This is a genomic window from Aeromonas encheleia, assembly GCF_900637545.1.
Lineage (GTDB): Bacteria > Pseudomonadota > Gammaproteobacteria > Enterobacterales > Aeromonadaceae > Aeromonas > Aeromonas encheleia.
This window is the reverse complement of record NZ_LR134376.1, coordinates 2,891,681-2,909,367: the sequence shown is the minus strand read 5'-3', so window position 1 is coordinate 2,909,367 and position 17,687 is coordinate 2,891,681. Positions and strand designations below refer to the sequence as shown.

20 protein-coding genes and 3 tRNA genes are annotated in these 17,687 nt (G+C 59.8%); 6 read left to right on the top strand and 17 right to left on the bottom strand.

Annotated elements, in window-relative coordinates; all coding sequences use genetic code 11:
• Nucleotides 1–48 precede the first annotated feature (48 nt).
• The 6 genes from uvrY (at nucleotide 49) to EL255_RS13460 (ending at nucleotide 4,190) form a co-directional block, all read left to right on the top strand.
• The gene (uvrY, locus tag EL255_RS13485; RefSeq protein ID WP_011706579.1) at nucleotides 49–693 is read left to right on the top strand and encodes a UvrY/SirA/GacA family response regulator transcription factor; all 645 of its coding nucleotides are present in this window, start codon (nucleotides 49–51) and stop codon (nucleotides 691–693) included.
• Nucleotides 694–1,001: 308 nt separating this feature from the next.
• Complete coding sequence (gene uvrC / locus EL255_RS13480; protein ID WP_042654592.1) at nucleotides 1,002–2,852, top strand: excinuclease ABC subunit UvrC; 1,851 nt, start codon at nucleotides 1,002–1,004, stop codon at nucleotides 2,850–2,852.
• A 289-nt stretch (nucleotides 2,853–3,141) separates the two neighbouring features.
• Entirely contained in the window at nucleotides 3,142–3,696 is a 555-nt protein-coding gene (gene pgsA / locus EL255_RS13475) for a CDP-diacylglycerol--glycerol-3-phosphate 3-phosphatidyltransferase (protein WP_042654593.1), read from the top strand.
• A gap of 181 nt (nucleotides 3,697–3,877) precedes the next feature.
• Nucleotides 3,878–3,953, top strand: a tRNA-Gly gene (locus EL255_RS13470).
• Nucleotides 3,954–3,988: 35 nt separating this feature from the next.
• Nucleotides 3,989–4,062: transfer RNA gene (locus EL255_RS13465), tRNA-Cys, on the top strand.
• A gap of 41 nt (nucleotides 4,063–4,103) precedes the next feature.
• Nucleotides 4,104–4,190 (top strand) — tRNA-Leu (locus EL255_RS13460).
• Between the two features lie 83 nt (nucleotides 4,191–4,273).
• On the opposite strand, the gene EL255_RS13455 is transcribed toward EL255_RS13460, so the two are convergent.
• From EL255_RS13455 to EL255_RS21615, 17 genes are all read right to left on the bottom strand, one after another.
• Nucleotides 4,274–5,434: a phage late control D family protein gene (locus EL255_RS13455; protein WP_042654594.1), complete on the bottom strand. Its 1,161-nt coding sequence runs from the start codon at nucleotides 5,432–5,434 to the stop codon at nucleotides 4,274–4,276.
• Nucleotides 5,434–5,925 (bottom strand): phage tail protein, encoded by a 492-nt coding sequence (locus EL255_RS13450; RefSeq protein ID WP_042654595.1) that lies wholly within the window; start codon nucleotides 5,923–5,925, stop codon nucleotides 5,434–5,436. Before EL255_RS13450 ends, EL255_RS13455 begins: the two co-directional genes overlap by 1 nt.
• 12 nt (nucleotides 5,926–5,937) lie before the next feature.
• A complete protein-coding gene (locus EL255_RS13445; protein WP_042654596.1) occupies nucleotides 5,938–8,385 on the bottom strand; it encodes a phage tail tape measure protein in 2,448 nt (815 codons plus the stop codon).
• On the bottom strand, nucleotides 8,382–8,513 hold the full coding sequence (locus tag EL255_RS13440; RefSeq protein WP_024943529.1) for a GpE family phage tail protein: 132 nt from the start codon (nucleotides 8,511–8,513) through the stop codon (nucleotides 8,382–8,384). The genes EL255_RS13445 and EL255_RS13440 overlap by 4 nt, the downstream gene beginning before the upstream one ends.
• An 8-nt stretch (nucleotides 8,514–8,521) precedes the next feature.
• Nucleotides 8,522–8,836 carry a phage tail assembly protein gene (locus tag EL255_RS13435; protein WP_042654597.1) on the bottom strand — a complete coding sequence of 105 codons (315 nt, stop codon included), beginning with the start codon at nucleotides 8,834–8,836 and terminating at the stop codon, nucleotides 8,522–8,524.
• Between the two features lie 66 nt (nucleotides 8,837–8,902).
• Complete coding sequence (locus EL255_RS13430; RefSeq protein ID WP_042654598.1) at nucleotides 8,903–9,421, bottom strand: phage major tail tube protein; 519 nt, start codon at nucleotides 9,419–9,421, stop codon at nucleotides 8,903–8,905.
• 9 nt (nucleotides 9,422–9,430) lie between these two features.
• On the bottom strand, nucleotides 9,431–10,609 hold the full coding sequence (locus EL255_RS13425; protein ID WP_042654599.1) for a phage tail sheath protein: 1,179 nt from the start codon (nucleotides 10,607–10,609) through the stop codon (nucleotides 9,431–9,433).
• A 187-nt stretch (nucleotides 10,610–10,796) separates the two neighbouring features.
• Nucleotides 10,797–11,417 carry a tail fiber assembly protein gene (locus EL255_RS13420; RefSeq protein WP_042654600.1) on the bottom strand — a complete coding sequence of 207 codons (621 nt, stop codon included), beginning with the start codon at nucleotides 11,415–11,417 and terminating at the stop codon, nucleotides 10,797–10,799.
• Nucleotides 11,417–12,568, bottom strand: coding sequence for a phage tail protein (locus EL255_RS21620; RefSeq protein ID WP_042654601.1), 1,152 nt, complete (start codon nucleotides 12,566–12,568; stop codon nucleotides 11,417–11,419). Before EL255_RS21620 ends, EL255_RS13420 begins: the two co-directional genes overlap by 1 nt.
• Nucleotides 12,568–13,200: a phage tail protein I gene (locus EL255_RS13410; protein ID WP_042654602.1), complete on the bottom strand. Its 633-nt coding sequence runs from the start codon at nucleotides 13,198–13,200 to the stop codon at nucleotides 12,568–12,570. Before EL255_RS13410 ends, EL255_RS21620 begins: the two co-directional genes overlap by 1 nt.
• Nucleotides 13,197–14,096, bottom strand: a complete 900-nt coding sequence (locus tag EL255_RS13405) for a baseplate J/gp47 family protein (RefSeq protein WP_042654603.1) — start codon at nucleotides 14,094–14,096, stop codon at nucleotides 13,197–13,199. Before EL255_RS13405 ends, EL255_RS13410 begins: the two co-directional genes overlap by 4 nt.
• A complete protein-coding gene (locus tag EL255_RS13400) occupies nucleotides 14,093–14,452 on the bottom strand; it encodes a GPW/gp25 family protein (RefSeq protein WP_042654604.1) in 360 nt (119 codons plus the stop codon). The genes EL255_RS13405 and EL255_RS13400 overlap by 4 nt, the downstream gene beginning before the upstream one ends.
• Nucleotides 14,449–15,000 carry a phage baseplate assembly protein V gene (locus EL255_RS13395; protein ID WP_042654605.1) on the bottom strand — a complete coding sequence of 184 codons (552 nt, stop codon included), beginning with the start codon at nucleotides 14,998–15,000 and terminating at the stop codon, nucleotides 14,449–14,451. The genes EL255_RS13400 and EL255_RS13395 overlap by 4 nt, the downstream gene beginning before the upstream one ends.
• Before the next feature lie 170 nt (nucleotides 15,001–15,170).
• Nucleotides 15,171–15,563: a hypothetical protein gene (locus tag EL255_RS13390; RefSeq protein WP_126623361.1), complete on the bottom strand. Its 393-nt coding sequence runs from the start codon at nucleotides 15,561–15,563 to the stop codon at nucleotides 15,171–15,173.
• 46 nt (nucleotides 15,564–15,609) lie between these two features.
• On the bottom strand, nucleotides 15,610–16,047 hold the full coding sequence (locus EL255_RS13385; RefSeq protein ID WP_197720892.1) for a CaiF/GrlA family transcriptional regulator: 438 nt from the start codon (nucleotides 16,045–16,047) through the stop codon (nucleotides 15,610–15,612).
• Nucleotides 16,048–16,108: 61 nt separating this feature from the next.
• On the bottom strand, nucleotides 16,109–16,642 hold the full coding sequence (locus EL255_RS13380; protein ID WP_126623360.1) for a hypothetical protein: 534 nt from the start codon (nucleotides 16,640–16,642) through the stop codon (nucleotides 16,109–16,111).
• 142 nt (nucleotides 16,643–16,784) lie between these two features.
• The gene (locus EL255_RS21615) at nucleotides 16,785–17,432 is read right to left on the bottom strand and encodes a Rha family transcriptional regulator (protein ID WP_042654606.1); all 648 of its coding nucleotides are present in this window, start codon (nucleotides 17,430–17,432) and stop codon (nucleotides 16,785–16,787) included.
• Nucleotides 17,433–17,687 lie beyond the last annotated feature (255 nt).

Genomic DNA, 17,687 nt, shown 5'->3' with positions numbered 1-17,687 from the left:
GTGTTAACCCTAACTGGCATATAACGAGATAAAAAACGGGGTGTATGGGTGATTAATGTATTCCTGGTCGATGATCATGAGTTGGTGCGTACAGGGATAAGACGCATTTTGGAGGATGTCCGCGGGATCAAGGTGGTGGGCGAGGCACAGAGCGGCGAGACAGCCGTGACCTTCTGCCGGCAACACCACCCCGACGTGATCCTGATGGACATGAACATGCCGGGCATCGGCGGCCTGGAGGCGACCCGCAAGATCCTGCGGATCCGGCCCGATGTGCGCATCATAGTGCTGACCATTCATTCAGAGAACCCGTTCCCCACCAAGGTGATGCAGGCGGGCGCCGCCGGTTATCTGACCAAGGGCGCGGCCCCGGACGAGATGATCCACGCCATCCGGCTGGTGCACTCCGGCCAGCGTTACATCTCCCCGGAGATCGCCCAGCAGATGGCCCTCAGCCAGTTTGCCTCGGCCGACGAGAACCCCTTCAAGTCCCTCTCCGAGCGCGAGCTGCAGATCATGATGATGATCACCAAGGGGCAGAAGGTGACCGATATCTCCGAGCAGCTGAACCTGAGCCCGAAGACGGTCAACAGCTACCGTTACCGCCTGTTCAGCAAGCTCAACATCAATGGCGATGTGGAGCTGACCCATCTGGCCATTCGCTATGGCATGCTGGATGCCGACACCCTGTAACCGGAAACCCTGATGCGCAAAAGGCGGCACGGGCCGCCTTTTGCTTTCCGGTGCCTTTTGCTTTCGGGTGGCGGGGCGCAGTATCCTCTGCTCATGAGCGTGATCCCTTTGTTTTTAGCCGAGTAGCAGATGACCCTTCCCCCCGAGCCCCACTTCGACAGCAAGGCGTTTCTGAGCGTGGTGACGCACCAGCATATCGACGTCTGTCGCCGGAGCCATCATGACTTCTCCTGAACCTCTCTTCGACAGCAAGGCGTTTCTGAACGCGGTGACGCACCAGCATATCGACGTCTGTCGCCGGAGCCATCATGACCTCTCCTGAACCTCTCTTCGACAGCAAGGCGTTTCTGAACGCGGTGACGCATCAGAGCGGCGTCTATCGCATGTATGATCAGGGTGGCACCTGCATCTACGTGGGCAAGGCCAAGGATCTGAAAAAACGGCTCGCCTCCTATTTTCGCACCAACGTCGACAGCATCAAGACCCGCACCCTGGTGCGCCAGATCGCCGATATCCAGCTGACGGTGACTCATACCGAGACCGAGGCGCTGATCCTCGAGCACAATCTCATCAAGCAGTACCAGCCGCGCTACAACGTGTTGCTGCGAGACGACAAGTCCTACCCCTGGATCATCATCACCGCCCACCGGCATCCCCGTATCGGCGTTCACCGCGGTGCCCGCAAGGTGAAGGGGGAGTACTTCGGTCCTTATCCTTCCGGCGGCGCCGTGCGCGAGAGCCTGCACCTGATGCAGAAGATCTTCCCGGTGCGCCAGTGCGAGGATGCGGTCTACGCCAACCGCAGCCGCCCCTGCCTGCTCTATCAGCTCAAGCGCTGCGCCGGACCCTGCGTGGCCGGGTTGGTGAGCGAGGCGGAGTATGCCCAGCAGGTGGAGCTGGCCAAGCTGTTCCTGGCGGGCAAGAACCAGCAGGTGATAGGAGAGCTGGTGGGCAAGATGGAGTCCGCCAGCGGCGATCTGCGCTTCGAGGAGGCGGCCCGCTACCGGGATCAGATCCAGGCGCTGCGGCGGGTGACCGAGCAGCAGTCGGTGAGCGGCAACGTGCTCGACGAGCTGGATGTGGTCGGCGTCGCCTTCGATCAGGGGGCGGCCTGCATCCATGTGCTGTTCATCCGTCAGGGCAAGGTGCTCGGCTCGCGCAGCTATTTCCCCAAGGTGCCGGCGGATACGCCGCCCGAGGAAGTAGTGCAATCCTTCCTGCTGCAGTTCTACCTGTCGGGGCAGGGGGGCAGGCAGATCCCGAGCGAGGTGCTGCTGGATGTGGCACTGGAAGACGAGGCGGTGATCGCCGAGACCCTGAGTCAGACCGCGGGCTACAAGGTCCGGGTGCAGAGCCGCACCCGTAGTGAACGAGCACGCTTCATCAGGCTCGCCACCATCAATGCCGAGACGGCGCTGCGCTCGCGCCTCGCCCACAAGAGCACCACCACGGCCCGCTTCAGCCAGCTGGAGGAGTTGCTGGAGCTGGAGGCCCCCATCGCCCGCATGGAGTGTTTCGACATCTCCCACACCATGGGGGAGCGCACCGTGGCCTCCTGCGTGGTGTTCAACCGGGAGGGGCCGCTTTCATCCGAATATCGCCGCTTCAACATCGACGGCATCACCGGCGGGGATGACTACGCCGCCATGGAGCAGGCGCTGGAGCGCCGCTTCGGCAAGCTGCAGGAGCCGGACAAGGTACCGGACGTGCTGTTTATCGACGGCGGCCTCGGCCAGTTGCGCCGTGCCGAGGAGATCCTGACTCGCCAGCTGGAGTTTCTCGGCGGCAAGTACCCGCTGCTGGTGGGCATCGCCAAGGGGGTGACCCGCAAGGCGGGGCTGGAGACCCTGATCCTGGGAGATAGTCACGAAGAGCTGCACTTGCCGGCAGATATGCCCGCTTTGCACCTTATCCAGCACATTCGCGATGAATCTCACCGTTTTGCCATCACCGGCCACCGTGCCCGGCGGGCCAAGGCGCGCACCACCAGCACCCTGGAGGAGATCCCGGGGGTGGGGCCCAAGCGCCGGCAGGCCCTGCTCAAGTATCTGGGCGGGTTGCAGGAGGTGAAGAAGGCGGGGGTGGACGAGCTCGCCAAGGTGCCCGGCATCAGCCAGGAGCTGGCCCAGTCCATTCATGATGCGCTGCACTCGCTCTGAGCCGGGATAAACTCCTGCTGTTCAGGGCAAGTGGTATCCGACATCGGCCAGGAGTTGGTTTAACCCACAGCACCCACGATGTGTGGCACTCGCTCTAGCGCCGTCGAGCGGGGGTAAACTCACCCTTCCGACGTACAAGGGCCGTGACGCAGGGGGCCCGCCAATGCCATAATGGCCCCATCCTGAGGTTATTGATGGATTCATAGACCAAGGCGGGCACCGACCCGGTTGCATCAGCGATCGGCTTGGGGCTACCATGTAGCGGCATACAAGAAGTGGCTGAAAAATAATGACAAATATTCCTAACCTGCTGACGTTTTTTCGGATTTTGCTCATCCCCGTCTTCGTCATCCTGTTCTATCTTCCCTATCAGTGGTCCTACATGGCGGCCGCCATCGTCTTTATCGTGGCGGCGGCGACCGACTGGTTTGATGGCTATCTCGCCCGCAAGCTGAACCAGTCCACCGCTTTTGGCGCTTTCCTCGATCCGGTCGCCGACAAGATCATGGTAGCCGCCGCCCTGGTGGTCATCGTCGAACACTACAACACCATCTGGGTCACCATCCCCGCCATGACCATGATTGGCCGCGAGATCATCATCTCCGCCCTGCGCGAGTGGATGGCCGAGCTCGGCAAGCGCTCCTCGGTGGCGGTCAGCTGGATCGGCAAATGGAAGACCATGATCCAGATGGTGTCGCTCACTGGCCTCATCTGGCAATACGATATCTGGATGGTGTGGTTAGCCTACGTGCTGCTCTACGTGGCGACAGTGCTCACCTTCTGGTCCATGTTCCAGTACATGAAGGCCGCCTGGGGCGATCTGACCTACCACTCCCGCTTTTAGTCTGCCGGCAGGCAAACCGCTGTTTCCCTGCCGTTGGGGCCGGGAAACGGCCATGAGCGGTAAAAGTGTGGGGTAAGGGCAAAAAACACCCGAACGATCAGAGTATTAAATGTTTTTGGTTGACTGGACGAGGAACATCGCTAGAATGCGTCCTCGTAGTCAGGCAATCAGCCAGACCGATGCGGGAATAGCTCAGTTGGTAGAGCACGACCTTGCCAAGGTCGGGGTCGCGAGTTCGAGTCTCGTTTCCCGCTCCAAATTCAGACAATCGAGAGCCAACTCTCTTTTGCATGGCGCGTTAGCAAAGCGGTTATGCAGCGGATTGCAAATCCGTTTAGTCCGGTTCGACTCCGGAACGTGCCTCCATATTGACAAGCCCGCCACGCGGGCTTGATACCGATTGCGGTGCCCGAGTGGTGAAATCGGTAGACACAAGGGATTTAAAATCCCTCGACGTTCGCGTCGTGCCGGTTCGATTCCGGCCTCGGGCACCATTAAAATCAAAGACTTACGAAGGCCACTAGCGATAGTGGCCTTTTTGTTTTTGCGTCAATGTCCACATTTTGTCCACGCAGATTTATTCCGGTAGCTCTTCCAGCTTCACTTCGAGTTGTACGCGGTTGGTGTAGCCCTGATTGGTGAGGTCGTGCACCACTTGAGTGAGCAGCCAGGGGGCAGCGTCGATATCAGGTTTGAATCCCCTGACGGTGGTTGGCTGTTCCGGGTAGAGCTCGGGGCGGCCCTTGGCCAGGGTGATGTTGAACTCGGCCACCCCACGCTGGATCCGTTCCCACTCTGCACGGGCGGCCCGCATGGCGTTGGTCTGGTTGGCATAGACGTGGCGCAGCTCTTTAACGTTCTCGCTGTCGCCGACCAGCAGTTCATGTTCCTTCTTGTTGACGACGACACCCGGCGGCAGAGGCCGTTCCGGCTTCGGCTTGGTCTTCTTCTTGCGCTTCACCTCGATTTTCTTTTTCTCGGCTGCTTTGTTGTCTTGCCAGTAGGCCGTCACGCCGGTGTATGCGTCGCGGTCTGCCACGGAGAAGCGGTGCTGGTCGCCATCTTGGCGGGTGATGGTGATGGCTGGCAGGGGCTTGCCACTGGCGTTGGTGCCTTGGCCTGCCTTGATGAACATCAGGCGGCCAGACTTGACGGTGGCGATGGCGTCGCACTGCCCCGCCAAGCGGGTGAGGAAGGCGAGATCGCTTTCGTTGGTCTGGTCGATGTGGTCGATCAGCTGGCCCTTGAGTGAGTCACCCACGCAGGGGGTGAGCTGGTAGGGGGCGGCAACCTGGTCGACGATGCTGCTGACTGTGGTCTGGTGCCAGCTGCGTTCGCGCAGTTTGTTCATGCCGCCGCGCAGGTCTGCCGATTTGCCCCGGATGGTGAGCACATCGGGGGCACCGCCGTGCTCCACTTCGTCAATTTTATAGGTGCCCTTGTCGACCAGGGCCTGGCCTTGCCAACCAATGAGGGCGCGCAGGGTGGCCCCACGGCGTGGCATGTCGAGCTGACCGTCGCTGTCATCGAGGGTTATTTCGATGGTGTCGGCGGTGAAGCCCCGGTTGTCGGTGATGGTCATCGACATCAGGCGCGGGCGGATGGCGGCCGAGATGTCACTGCCATCGACCAGCACCTGGTAAGCCGGCACCGGGTGGCCTTGGCGCAGGGCATCGAGCGGGTTGGTGATGCCTAAGTTCTCGGCCAGGCGACTGCCGAACTGGTCGAAAGCGCCCATCAGAGGATCCCCCCGAGTTTGTTGCCGATGCTGCCGAGCAGTTTGCCCACGCCGAGGCGGCCGAACAGGTTGCCCGCGGTGCGATTGAGCAGGGTGTTGCCGAAGGTGGTGTCGTTGTCATCGACCCGCTTGAGCTTGATGCTGAATTCAATCTTGCGGGCTGCGCCATCGTCGAAAAACTCGGTGCGGGTGGTGCTGATGCCCTCTATCACGAATGATCCGCGCATCACGCCATCGCCCTGGATCAGGGGGAAGGCTTCACCGCTGTCACCCATCTGGCGCAGCATGTCGAGGGAGAGGGCTCCACCGGTCAGTTCGGGTAACAGCACCCCGCTCAGGGTGCTGGTTTCATCGTCAGGGCCGAGGAACTGGTAAGCCGGGCGGGCACCGACCCGGTTATTGCCCGGGTGGCGCCAGGCCCATTCGTCTTGCTGGGATTGAGGGGCGACGGTCGAGCGCATAAACACGAACCAGCCCAGGGTCATCATCATGGTGGTTGCTCCTTAGTTGCGATCGCCTAGAGTGGCGCGGCCACGGGCGGCGGCTTGCCGTTCGCGCTGATCCAGCCGCTGGTCAATCTTGCGAACGAGATCATCAGGTGTTTCACCGGGCTGCTGCACGATGTTCCACTGATGATGGGTGGTGGAGTTTCCTCCCTTGGCTGCGACCGGTTTAGGGGTCGGTGTCGGCACGATACGCGGGCCGGTACCGTAGGTGTAAGCCGAGGAAAGTGCCGGGGGCCCGAAGTTGCCATTCAGATAGCCTGGCGTGTTGGCTGTCGGGATCTCGAACTTCGGGATCTTCTTGGTTTCGAGGATACCCAGCGATTCAAGCAGCCACTCGATCCCTTTCAGGAAGGCCTTGAGTGGGGTCAGTGCCAGATTGAAGGCTTCGCCCAGGATGCGGCCGACGAACTGGCCGGCGCTGCCGAACCCTTCCAGCGTCTCCTTGGAAAACTTGAGTGGTTCAAGCAGGTCGCCAAACCAGCCTGATAGCGTTTTAACCCCGGCGCTGATGCCATCGATCAGCGGAGCGAACGGCTTGAATGCCTCAAAGACGGGAGCAAGCCCGGCCATGATGCCCTGCCATAGCCCGCTGAAAAATGCGCTGATGGGTTCCCAGAATTTGACGATGGCAATACCCAGCGCGATCAAGGCCGCGATGGGCACCAACACAGCGGTGATCGCCCCGAGTATGCCGCCAAAAGTGACCCCCAAGATCCCGAATGTCAGTTTCATAATGGCCATGGGGCCAAGAAGGGCGGCGACTGCCAGCGACAGGCCGCCGAAGGCGATGGTGACGACCGACACAATGGCGCCAATCTTCATCAGGGTGTTGGACAGTTCAGGGTTTTTCTTCGCCCAGTTACCAAGGCGCTCTGACAGGTCGCCTATCCACTGGGTGATGGCTTTAATCTCTGGCGCTATCGCTTCACCAAAATTGACCATGGCATTGGTGAAGGTACCGGTGGCGGCATCCCACAAGCTGCCCAGGGTACCGAGCTGGGCATTGACCCGCTCTTGCAGGGCGGCTTGGTCTGCCATTTTCTTCTGGGTGGCTCGGTAGCCGTCCATGCCTTTGCTGATGATCAGCTCCAGCACCTGCAGGGTTTCAGCATCGTCGCCGTAGATGCCCTTCAGGACTTGCAGGCGGCGCTCGGTGTTCACCCCCTTCAGCTTGGCGAGCTGGGCAAACATGTTCTCCATCCCTGCGAATTCCCCCTTGCCGTCGGTGAAATTCAGCTTCAATCCGGTGCCTTTCGTGGCCTTGGCAATCTTGCCGGTGTTCATGCTCATCTGGAAAACTTTGCGGTAGGCGTTCCCTGATGACTCGCCCGCCATGCCGGCCTGATCGGCCATGATGACCAGCGGGGCCAGCACCTTGGCGGCTTCAAGCCCTGACTTGCGCAATATTCCCATGGCCGGGGTGAGTTTGGTGAAGGCGCCCAGCATGTTGCCGCTGTCAACGCCGAGGTAAAACGAGCGCTGGATGGTATCCATCAGCCCCATCATGTCTTGCTCGGCGGTGCCGGTGGCATCCTGCAGCTTGGCTGCAAACAGCGCCGCCTGGTCGAACGGCATTTTCAACTGCACACCGAGGTAGGCAGTCGCCTCCCCCAGGCCACCCAAGATGGATTTTGCGCTCATCCCCTGCTGGATCAGCGTGCTCATCATGTTCTGGAAGTCCGCCGTGGTGCCCGGCAGTTTGTTGCCGAGCTTGGTGGCCAGATCGCTGATGGATTGGAACTCCTGCCGCACCTGGCCGCCCTTGCCCATCATGGACACTTTGAGGTCTACGACCGATGTTTCAGCTCTGGCGAACTCGATCACCGGCTTGAGGGTGGTCAAGCCCATGGCTGTGCCGGTCGCCAGCGCCGTGGCGCCGTGGCCTGCTATCTGGCCGCGCAGCTCCTGAGTCTGGCGGTAGTTGGCATTGACCTGGTTGAGGCGCTTTTGCTGGTTGGCCAGTTGCCCCAGCTTGGCACGCTGCTGGTCTAGCTGTGTGTTGGCGGAGGCCAGGTCGGTCTTGAGGCGGCGTTGGGTTTCACTGAGGTTGCCGGTGTTGATGCCGGTCTTGTGCATCGCTTCACCCATCTGAGCGTGACGGGTGATCATTTCCCCCTGTTTGGTCTTGAGCTGGTTGAGGGCTTTTTCGGCCTTGTTGAACTCGTTGATCATCAGCCTGGTTGGCTTGGGTGTTTCGGCAATCTTGCGTTGCAGTTCGCTGAACGAACCCTCGGCCTGCTTTAACTGAGCTTTGGTCGCGCCAATCTGGGCACCCAGCGTTTTGTAACCTTCGATTTGACCCGCTTGGGTTTCGAGGTCGCGGATTTTTTTCTTGGTGTCGACCAAGTCTTTGGCGGTGAGGCGGCTCTGGCCGCTGACTGCTTTGAGGGGGGCGGTGAGCTTGTCGACCGCCCCGAGCAGGATTTGAAGTTTGAGAGGGTTCATTGTTCTTCGGCCCCGTTGATGCGGTTGTGAGTCTCAACGAGGCGTTGGTGCCAGCCCATCAGCTCGCTGATTTCCATGGCCGCCATCTCGGACGGCGGCCAGTGGGCGATGATGGCGATCTCTGCCATCAGGTCATCTATGCAGTGAGGTAAGCCTCCTGCTGCGAGCCCATCAAAAAACCGACCACCACTACCCCGGCTTTGAGCAGGTCAGCTGGGTCCATATCCGCAACCTCGAGCTCGCTCAGGTCGGTGATGCGGGGTAGCAGTCTTATGAGGGTGTCGACGTTCATCTGGACGATGTCCAGGGTGTTGAGGCCGCGCAGGTGGCCCGCCTTTTTGGGGCTGCGAATGGTCAGCTCGGTAAGTTGGGTGTCGCCGCGCTGTACCGGGGTATCGAGGGTGATGGTTTTGCTGGCTGGGATGCCGATAGAGACTACGTTGTTTTCCATGGTGCTTGTTCCTGATGTTGATGTGGTGAGGGCGGCTGTTGGCCGCCCGTTGGGTTGTTGGGTGGGTTAGAGGCCGATGGCTTTGCGGTGTTCGGCCATGCGATCGACGCCATCGGGGCCGATCTCGACCATGTTGATCAGGTCAATCTCATGCATCACCTGGCCGTTGACGGTCTCTTTGTAGTAGGTGTTGACCATGCCGACCTTGGCTTGGGTGTTGTCACCCGCCTTGAGGGCGCCCCGGTCGAGCTCTTTGAAGCGGCCACGACAGACGATCTCGACGGCGACAATCTCGGCGGAGTCATCACGCTGTACGGAGCCGGCAAAGCGCAGGCTGGTGCCGTCTGCCTTGGGCTCGCCCATGCAGCGCAGGAGCTGGTCGCCGTAGCCGCCGAAGGTGAAGGAGACATCGAGGGCGCTGTCATCCAGCCCCATATCGATGTTGACGGCGCCGCCCATGCCACCGCCGCGATAGGCTTCGAACTTGCGGGAGAGCTTGGCCGGGGTGAAGTCTTCCGCTTCACCGACCCAGTTATCGCCGTTGAGGAATACGTTCAGTCGTTTGAGTTTTTTGGGCAGTGCCATGGTGGCTCCTTATGCGGCTGCCGCGACGCGGGCGCCGAAGTCGATCAGGTAGTGGTCGGTGATGCGCTGCTGGAAGCCGAGGTCTTCGAGCGGCGGGACCGGGGTGTAGTTGTAATCGATGCGCAGCTTGCCGGCCTTGAGGGTATCTTTGTCGTTGAGCTCCTCGTTGTACCAGCAGTCAAAGCCGAGCAGGTACCCACCGGTCACCAGTTCGCGGCCCTTGGCCTTGATGCCCTCGATGATGTCTTTGACCAGGGTGGGGGTCATGGGCTTATCGACGGCCCACATGTGCGCATCGGCGATGGTGTCGGCCAGCACCTGGGCAGTGCGGGTGTAGTTCTCGAAGCAGAACAGGGGATCGTCCGAGCAGGTGCGGTTGCCCCAGTAGCGGAAGCCATTGGACTGGATCAGGCAGGTGACTTCGCTGGCGTTGAGCAGGCCGACTTCGGTGTCGGGGTCTTGCAGATCCCAGAACAGGGCCTTGGTCATGCCGTCGACCCCGGTCACACCGACGTTCGACAGGGTCTTGTGCCAGCCGATCTCTTTGTCGATAAGGGCCCGCATGGCGGCGGCCTTGAGGCAGGCATCGAGCTTGACGCTGGCATTGGCGGCGACGTCCCACGCAGTCCAGTCTGCATGCACCAGCATCAGCTCGCGGCTGGCGAAGTTTTCACGGTAGGCCAGGGCGGCTTCAACGGTTTCTGCGATGGTCGGCACGTAGGCAAAGGCGCGCAGCTTCTTGGCCACGCCCCCCAGCGCGGTGGCCACCGGCAGGGTGCAGTTGTCCGGCACGCAGAGGATGCGCGGCTTGACGGTGGTGACCGGGGCGGCCCGTTCCAGCGCCTTGAGGCCGGTATAGCTGCCATCGGGCTTGATGGTGCCGATGATGTTGCTGGTCAGGGCTGCGGCGTCGGCCCCCTTGGCCACGCGCACGACGATGACGATGGTTTTGACTTTGTCATAGATGGTTTGCAGTGACTTTTTGAGGTTGCCCTCGCTGCCCGCTTTGGCGATGGCCACCGGCAGGTTGGCGATCAGCACGGGTTTGTCGAGGGGGAAGTAGGTGGCGTCCGCGTCTTCGCTGGTGCAGACCATGCCGATCACCGCCGTGGCGACGGTGCGGATGGTGCGGGTGCCCTCGTTGACTTCCACGACGCGCACGCCGTGGTGAAATTGGTCCAGTGCCATAGGTTCTCCTGTTGTCCGGACGGAGCTTTTACAAGGTGATGCGAGCAGGGTCAGGATGCAGGGGCAGGGGATGACAGGCGAGTGGCGGCCATTGTGTATCGGCGTTACACAATGGCCCGGCGGTGACAAGGTGACGGACGGCGGCAGTAACGAAACACCCCGCACTGGGCGGGGTGGGGTGGCTTGGTTAGATGACCTTCTCCGGTTCGGTTGGCCATTGTGGTGACTCTGGCCAGCCAGCTTGTTCCGGCACCAGCGTCAGCTCGTAGCGGTAGCGCTGCCAGTCGGCCAGCAACTGAGTATGTTCCGGCTTGGCGTAGCCACCCTCGACGGCTGGTTTTATGATGGAAATCTGCTGGTTGGCTGTGGCGATACGGGCTGACTGCTCTGTCTGCGTAGCCGACAGCGCCGCTTGCTCTTCCGCCGCGGCGTCAGGCTGCCATGCCGCGCCATCCCATACGTCATATGGCGAGCTGGGGGCCAGCAGCGTGCAGAGCTCCGGCAGCGGACCGAGCGCCGAGATCGCGATTGGCTGGCGCGTCGCCGTGTCATAGACCGTCACCCCCCGATAGTCCGGCACCAGCGCCCAGCCATCCGCCTGCCGCACCACCGCCTGCCCCTCCTCGGGCGCAGGCGGCGCATCGAGATAGGCCCCCGCAGGCAGCCCCGTGCCGACCGATACCCACACATCTTGCGGCCCCAGATACTCAGCGGTCACTGCATCGGCGCAGTGGGCCTGCGCCCAGCCGTTGCACGCGGCCCAGCCGTCGGCACCCCAACTCACCCGTGGTTCGTTCAGTTCAGCCATTATGCGGCCCTCATGATTTTGTGGAATGCGGAGTTGCGGGGGCGAGTTTCAGCGCCGAGACGGCCAACATCTGTCGCGCCGTTCATAGCTGTTTTAATCAACCCGGTGGCGTTGTTGTAACCAGCATTAGACGATGACTCAGGATATTCTGCCACTGGGCTTGCAAACCCTTTGCCGAGAATAGGGAATTGTTCATTAGGCAAAATATAATTCCCCCCTCCTTGAGAGGCTCTGTCCATCCCGATCATGTTATGTTGGTGATTCAGCAGCGTATCCCCTTGCGCCGACAGCAACCCCCGCCCCGCATCCACCCCCCGCCCATTATCCCAGCCACGGATAAACTCGCCGCGCAGCTCTGGCATCACCCCTGCCGGGTAGCACTGTGCCAGTTTTGGATAGGTAGCGGTGTTAAAGCCCTGCCCCGCGCATGACAAAAACACCATGCCGCAGTCCGGCCAGATGTCTTGCGGCATCTGCGCTAGCGGCCAGTCTATTGGCACCCCAATCAGCGCCGAACCGTATTCCGTCAGACCCTTATTTTTGAGGGCAGCCCGCATCTTTTTCGGCGTCACAGCTGCGTCGTCGGCGATACCTGCATCGGTTTGGGGTTGGCTGGCATAGCGGGCGAAGCCTTTGGCTGATTCGCTGGCGTCAGGATGGTCCCTGCTTTCCTTGTGCGCCTTCATCACATCATCGACATACTTGCGGGTTGCCAGCACCACGGCCGGATCGATCTTAAGCTCCACGGCGCTGGTGTCGCTGACGATCAGCACAATGCGGATGACCTGGGTGCGGCCGGCGCCACTGCTCAGCAGCGGCTTGTAGGTGTCGGGGGTGTTGGCGATGGCGATCAGGGTGCCGTCTTCCGAAAAAATGCCGGCCTCTCGGATCCACCAGTCGCCGACGTCCTCCGGGATGATCTGCTCCGCTACCAGCTGTGACTGGTTCAGGGGGTCTTGAAACAGGGTGTTGAGCGGGGCCCGGCGTTTTTCCCTGACCAGCGTCGTCTGGGCTGCGTTGGGCGTAACCGGCTGGCCGTTGCCGTCGCCGACCGCCATATGGGTGATTTTCAGCGGGATGCCCAGCGCGATGGCGTTGGCAATTTTGGCCTGCCCGGCATCGGTCGGAATGGCGAAATAGATGGCGCTCATTAGCGGGCACCTCCTGTGGGTTGCGGTTGAATGGTCATGGTGTCGATGGTGTGAGTGATGCCGCCGTGCCACTGCTGGCCACTGATCTCGATGGCTTCGGGGCTGTAGGGGTAGATGGTCAACTCGTCACCCAGATAGCAGGCAGCCCCCAGATAGAGCGGGCCACGGGTTTCCATGCTGATGGCGAGCCCAGTCAGGTGGCGGGTCATGGGCTTGGCATCGGCGATCAGCCGTTCCAGCTCCTGGTACATGGCTTCGGTGATGCCGGTATCGAGCACGCCGATATCGAGCTTGAAGGTGCCCGGGGTGGCGGTCGGGGCCTCTTGCCACCACTCCCGCACCCGGATCAGATAGCCGAGCGGTTCCACCACCCGGCGGATGGCGCCGATGGTGCCCTTGCGGCTGTGCACAAAGTAGCTGTTGGCGATGACCTGGCGCTTGGTGGCCTCGGGCCATTTGTCATCCCAGCGGTCGACGCTCCAGCTGGCGGCCAGATAAGGCAGCAGGTGGGCGGGACAGGTCCAGGGTGACCAGAGCGAGCGAAACGGGATCGGCAACTGCTGGGCATTGGCGCCCGTCGTGGCCAGATTGCGCTCGGTGCGGCTGGTGCTGGGCGGCAGCAGGGTATTCATGCTGCCCGCTCCACGGTGAAGGCGGTGCAGTAGGCGGCCTGGGTGGCGCTCGGGGTGATGTCTGCCCAGCCGATCAGGTCGACCTTGCGCACGCCCTGCACATGGAGGGCGGCATCGATGGCGGAGCGCGGTATCTCGACCCCGATGCGGCGGCGGGGGTTGATAAAGGCGGCGAGTCGGTCGCGGGCGGCCTGCAGAACCACATCGGCCTCGGCCCCCTGGCTGTCGATGTGCAGCTTGGCGGTGATGGTGTAGTGGATGATGCCGGCGCTTTGCACGGTGAGCCGATCGGCCACCGGGCGCTTGTCTTCGTGGCTCAAGGCCTGGGTGACTTTGGCGATCAGGGTGGCATTGGCCGTGCCGTCCCCTTCGGTGCTGAGGATGGTGACCTGGGCCTCGGCGGGGGCGGGGCTGGATCCTTTGGCATCAGCTACCTTGCCATCCGCCGAGAGGGCGAAATACTCATAGGCTCCGGTGGGGCCCGCCACGCTGAGGCCATCCCACGCCATCAGGGCGCGCAGGATCAGCGCCTCGTCATCTTCCTTGATTTCGGGCACCGGCGGGGTGGCTGTGTCATCCCCTGGCTGGATGATGAGCCGCTGCACCTTCCAGTTGGCCACCAGGTTGTCGAGGTCGCTCCCCTTGGCCCACGCCAGCATGTTGGCGACGGCGGCATCGTTGATGCGTTGGCGCAGGATCAGCTCCCGATAGGCATTCTCTTGCAGCAGCTTGGTGATGGGCTCGGATTCGAGCGCCAGGGTGGCGGCGATGGCCGCCTGCTGGTCTGCCGGATAGAGGCTGACGAAATAGGCCTTGCGCTCGGCGAGGATGCTCTCGAAATCGAGGGTTTCGATCACCTCTGGCTGGGGCAGTTGGGAGAGGGTGATGGTGCTCACTGGGCGGCTCCTGTTGGGATGGGAATGGTGGCAGATTCCGGCGCGCCGCCATCTTTGCGTTGCCAGGTGAGTTCAACGGTGAGTGAGCCATTCATGCCGCCGCTCAGCACATCGACCCGGCTGATGGTGATGCGCGGCTCCCAGTTGATGAGGGCCTGCACGGTGGCGGCCATCAGGCGCAGGCGGGTGGCCTGATGCTGGGGTTGGTCGATGAGGTAAAACAGCTCGCTGCCGTAGTCTCGACGCATGATGCGCGAACCCACCGGGGTGATGAGGATGTCGCGCACCGACTGGATGATGTGGTCGGTGGCGCTGATGGCGCGGCCATTGGCGGCATTCATGCCGAGCCAGTTCATACGGGACCCCCTGATTGGCCACTGCCTGGTTGCACGTCTTTATGGCCGTGGGTGGTGACCTCGATGCCGCCGATGTTGGCGGTTTCGCTCACTACGCGCCTGGCCTTGAGCAGGTCTGAGCACTCAACTAGTGGGGTGTTTGCTTTGACAGCGACGCTGGCGGTGATGGTGGCGGTCTTGATGCCAGTGGCGTTGAGCGCGCCGGTCGCCGGGTTGTATTCGATGACGGCGCCGTCGCTGTACTCGGTGCGGTCGAGATCCGGATTATCATCGTCAGCCAGTGGCTCGTCTGCGGCGGTGGCGTTGAGGGAGCCGAGGATGTACGCATTGCGCAGATCGCCACTGACTGACAACAAGATGACCTGTTCACCGACGCTCAGGCGGTGGCGGGTACGGTTGGCCCCGGCCCTTTCTGTGGTGTAGGGCCGCCAGTTGGTGATGATGTCGCCGGTTTTGACGCGACATTCCTTGGATCGCACTTCGGTCACGGTGCCGATGCGGATCAGGTTGTCGATCAGGCGTTGGAGTTCGGTCAGGGTCGGTTGCATGGGGCCATTGTTTTGGGCAATGGCCGGGAAGGCGAGGGGCCGCCATTGTGTAATGGCGTTACACAATGGCGGGGAGGGTCAAACGGTGTCAGGTGATAACCAGATCTATACAGGCTGCACGCAGTGCAGTTCAATGAACGAGGGAAACAAGCTTACATTTTTTGTTGTTTTTATTTTCCAACGGTATTGTAAGGAAGATTATTTTTCATTTTGAAAATTAAAAACTCCTCTAAAGCGCTAGCCTCAAAAAATGAGTCATCAGGTACAGCCCATGCCACAAAATGTGTAGCCTCTGATGCCCAGTTGCTTTTCCTTGAACTATAAATATGATCAACTATTCTGTGCCAAATGCCTTTGTTTTGTGATGATGACTTTCCGATATATATAATATCATCCCTATTGAAAATGACGTAAACGCCTTTCTTTTCAGCTTCAGCAGGGCAAGCTGGATTATCATTTATTAAATCAAATTCATCTAAATATATGAATGGATCTAATTTTGGATGTCGATAATTAATTTCGTATTCTTTAACAATGGCTTTTACATCATTAATATTTGCCATAAATCACCTTTATAAACATGCGTTCATATAACACTAGGTTACGGGATCACTTTGGGGCAGGCATCGCCCTGGCCAGTCGTGACAGCTTTTGCCGGAGAGATGCTTGCGGCTCCGGCGGGACGGGCTTGGGTTGTTCGGGGTGGATGCTGATCACCTTGATGAAGATCCGCTTTATCGCTTTGCCTTTCTCCCTCGGTCCACTGCGTGTCTCGGCTTTCAGTTCTACGCAAGCCAGTTGGCGCAGGTAGCACACCAGTTTGCTGGCGTATGAGTGGGGAATATTGAAGGCGTCGGCGAGGTCACAATGGTCGAAGAAATCCCCATGCATCAGCCCCCAGCCTGCCGCCTTCAGGGCATCGGGTTTGAGTTTGCTTTCTCTGCTCTCCCGCGCTGGCAATGGCCGCTCGGGGGTAACTACATCATTTTTACGATCCATCACCTTCACTAGAGGGTCGCTGTTTGGTGCCAATTTTCGTTCAGCCACACATTAAGCCCTGGCTAGCAGTTCCCACCAGATGGTGCTTGCAGGGACGAGTCCCTCCACCTTAATCAGCCTTCTCATTTCCGCCAATAATGGTCGGATCACACCAATTCCCAGTAGCTTGATAACTAAATTCAAGCGTTTCGGTGTTCGATGGTGTAACCGAAATCAACATAGTGGAAGCAGTTGCTCGTTTCGATAGAATGCGTGAAATGTCACCAGATAGTTCTACGGAAGGATCGCTGAAGAACATCGCGGGGAAGGTTATGTTCAGTTCTTGTTTTTGCAGACCAGGGGCAACAGAGAATTTTCCTTTGCAAGTCTGCCTGCCATCTTTGTACCTAGCAACTTCACCATTTGCATTCTCCACTTCCTCTTTGAGTGGGTTATGGCGCAGATAATCCAGGAATAAACTTATCAACTGTGTATCTGTCGGCCGAGATGACGGTAAACTATTGAGCAATGGCTTTGCCCACTCTGGTGCCTCCTTTGATGCTCTTCTGAAGTAATAGCGGCTTATTAGCCAGCCGAAGATGGTACCCAATATGAGAAAAATAATCTCAGTTTTTCTAGTGACCAAAAAATCAAGCATTTTCATTCCTCAGTTTATTTCCATCCAATAGAGTTGGATGCTGCAGATTAATATCACCTTCTCAGCACTTCATTGATAATTCTGTTTTGCAAACAGGTTACCCGCTCGGGTGAGCCCGGTCACGCCTCTTAATGCGTGACCGGTCACATTACCAACTTTTGGTCAGCGGCAGGCTGCGTAGGTGGGGGATGACTCTGTTCCAGTCGAGTTTGCCGTGGATGCTAGGCTGGATATGGCGGGTCTTGTCGGCCAGCAACTGCTGGGCACTCTGCAAGGTGCGCGGGTACTCGTGGATGATGGAGTAGTAGCGGCCGGCGTCGCGGTGTTCGGCGACCTCGAGCAGGGGATAGATACTACGGGCGGCCTCTATCATCCGGTCGGCGGCGCGCCAGCACCAGGTCAGGGTGCAGAGTTCGTCATCGGTCAGGCTGATCGCTGGTTGTGAACGCTGGGCGGCAAGCTGTTCGGCCATCCAGTTGAAGGCGTTGATATAGGCCTCTTTGGTCGCCGCGGCCTTGGCGCCGGTGAAGCCCATCACCACAAAGATAAAGCCGTCTTTGGTCATCTCGTAGAAACGGGAAGAACGCTTTGCCCCATTTCCAATTTCGACCTCTTGGGACATCTCCGCAAAATTGCGGAGATGAAAATCTGAGCTGCATTCGAGGTTGCGGATCTTCTTCAATACGTCGTCATGACGCTTGCCAAAGAGTTCGGCGACTTTCAGGGAAGTGGTGACAGGTTGGCCTTGTTGCAGGCTGATAATCTCGGCAGGGGTAAAGCTGTTGATGCTGTTCATAGTGTGATTCCTGTGATGCAGTGAATCGCCACCTAAGAGACCAATCTTACTGGTGACGAACTGGGCAGGATTGGTCTTACCGGGCATCACAGGGATCCGGCGCCCCCGAAGGAGCTCCTGCCCAGCCCGTCATAACTGAGATTGCGGGTACTACTGGGCCGCACAAAAAAACACGCGGGCGCGTGTTGTGCGCTGTGATGCTGTCGGGAGACCAATCCCGGCAACGGATTTTGCCGTTGCCTGCGCAGTATCGCG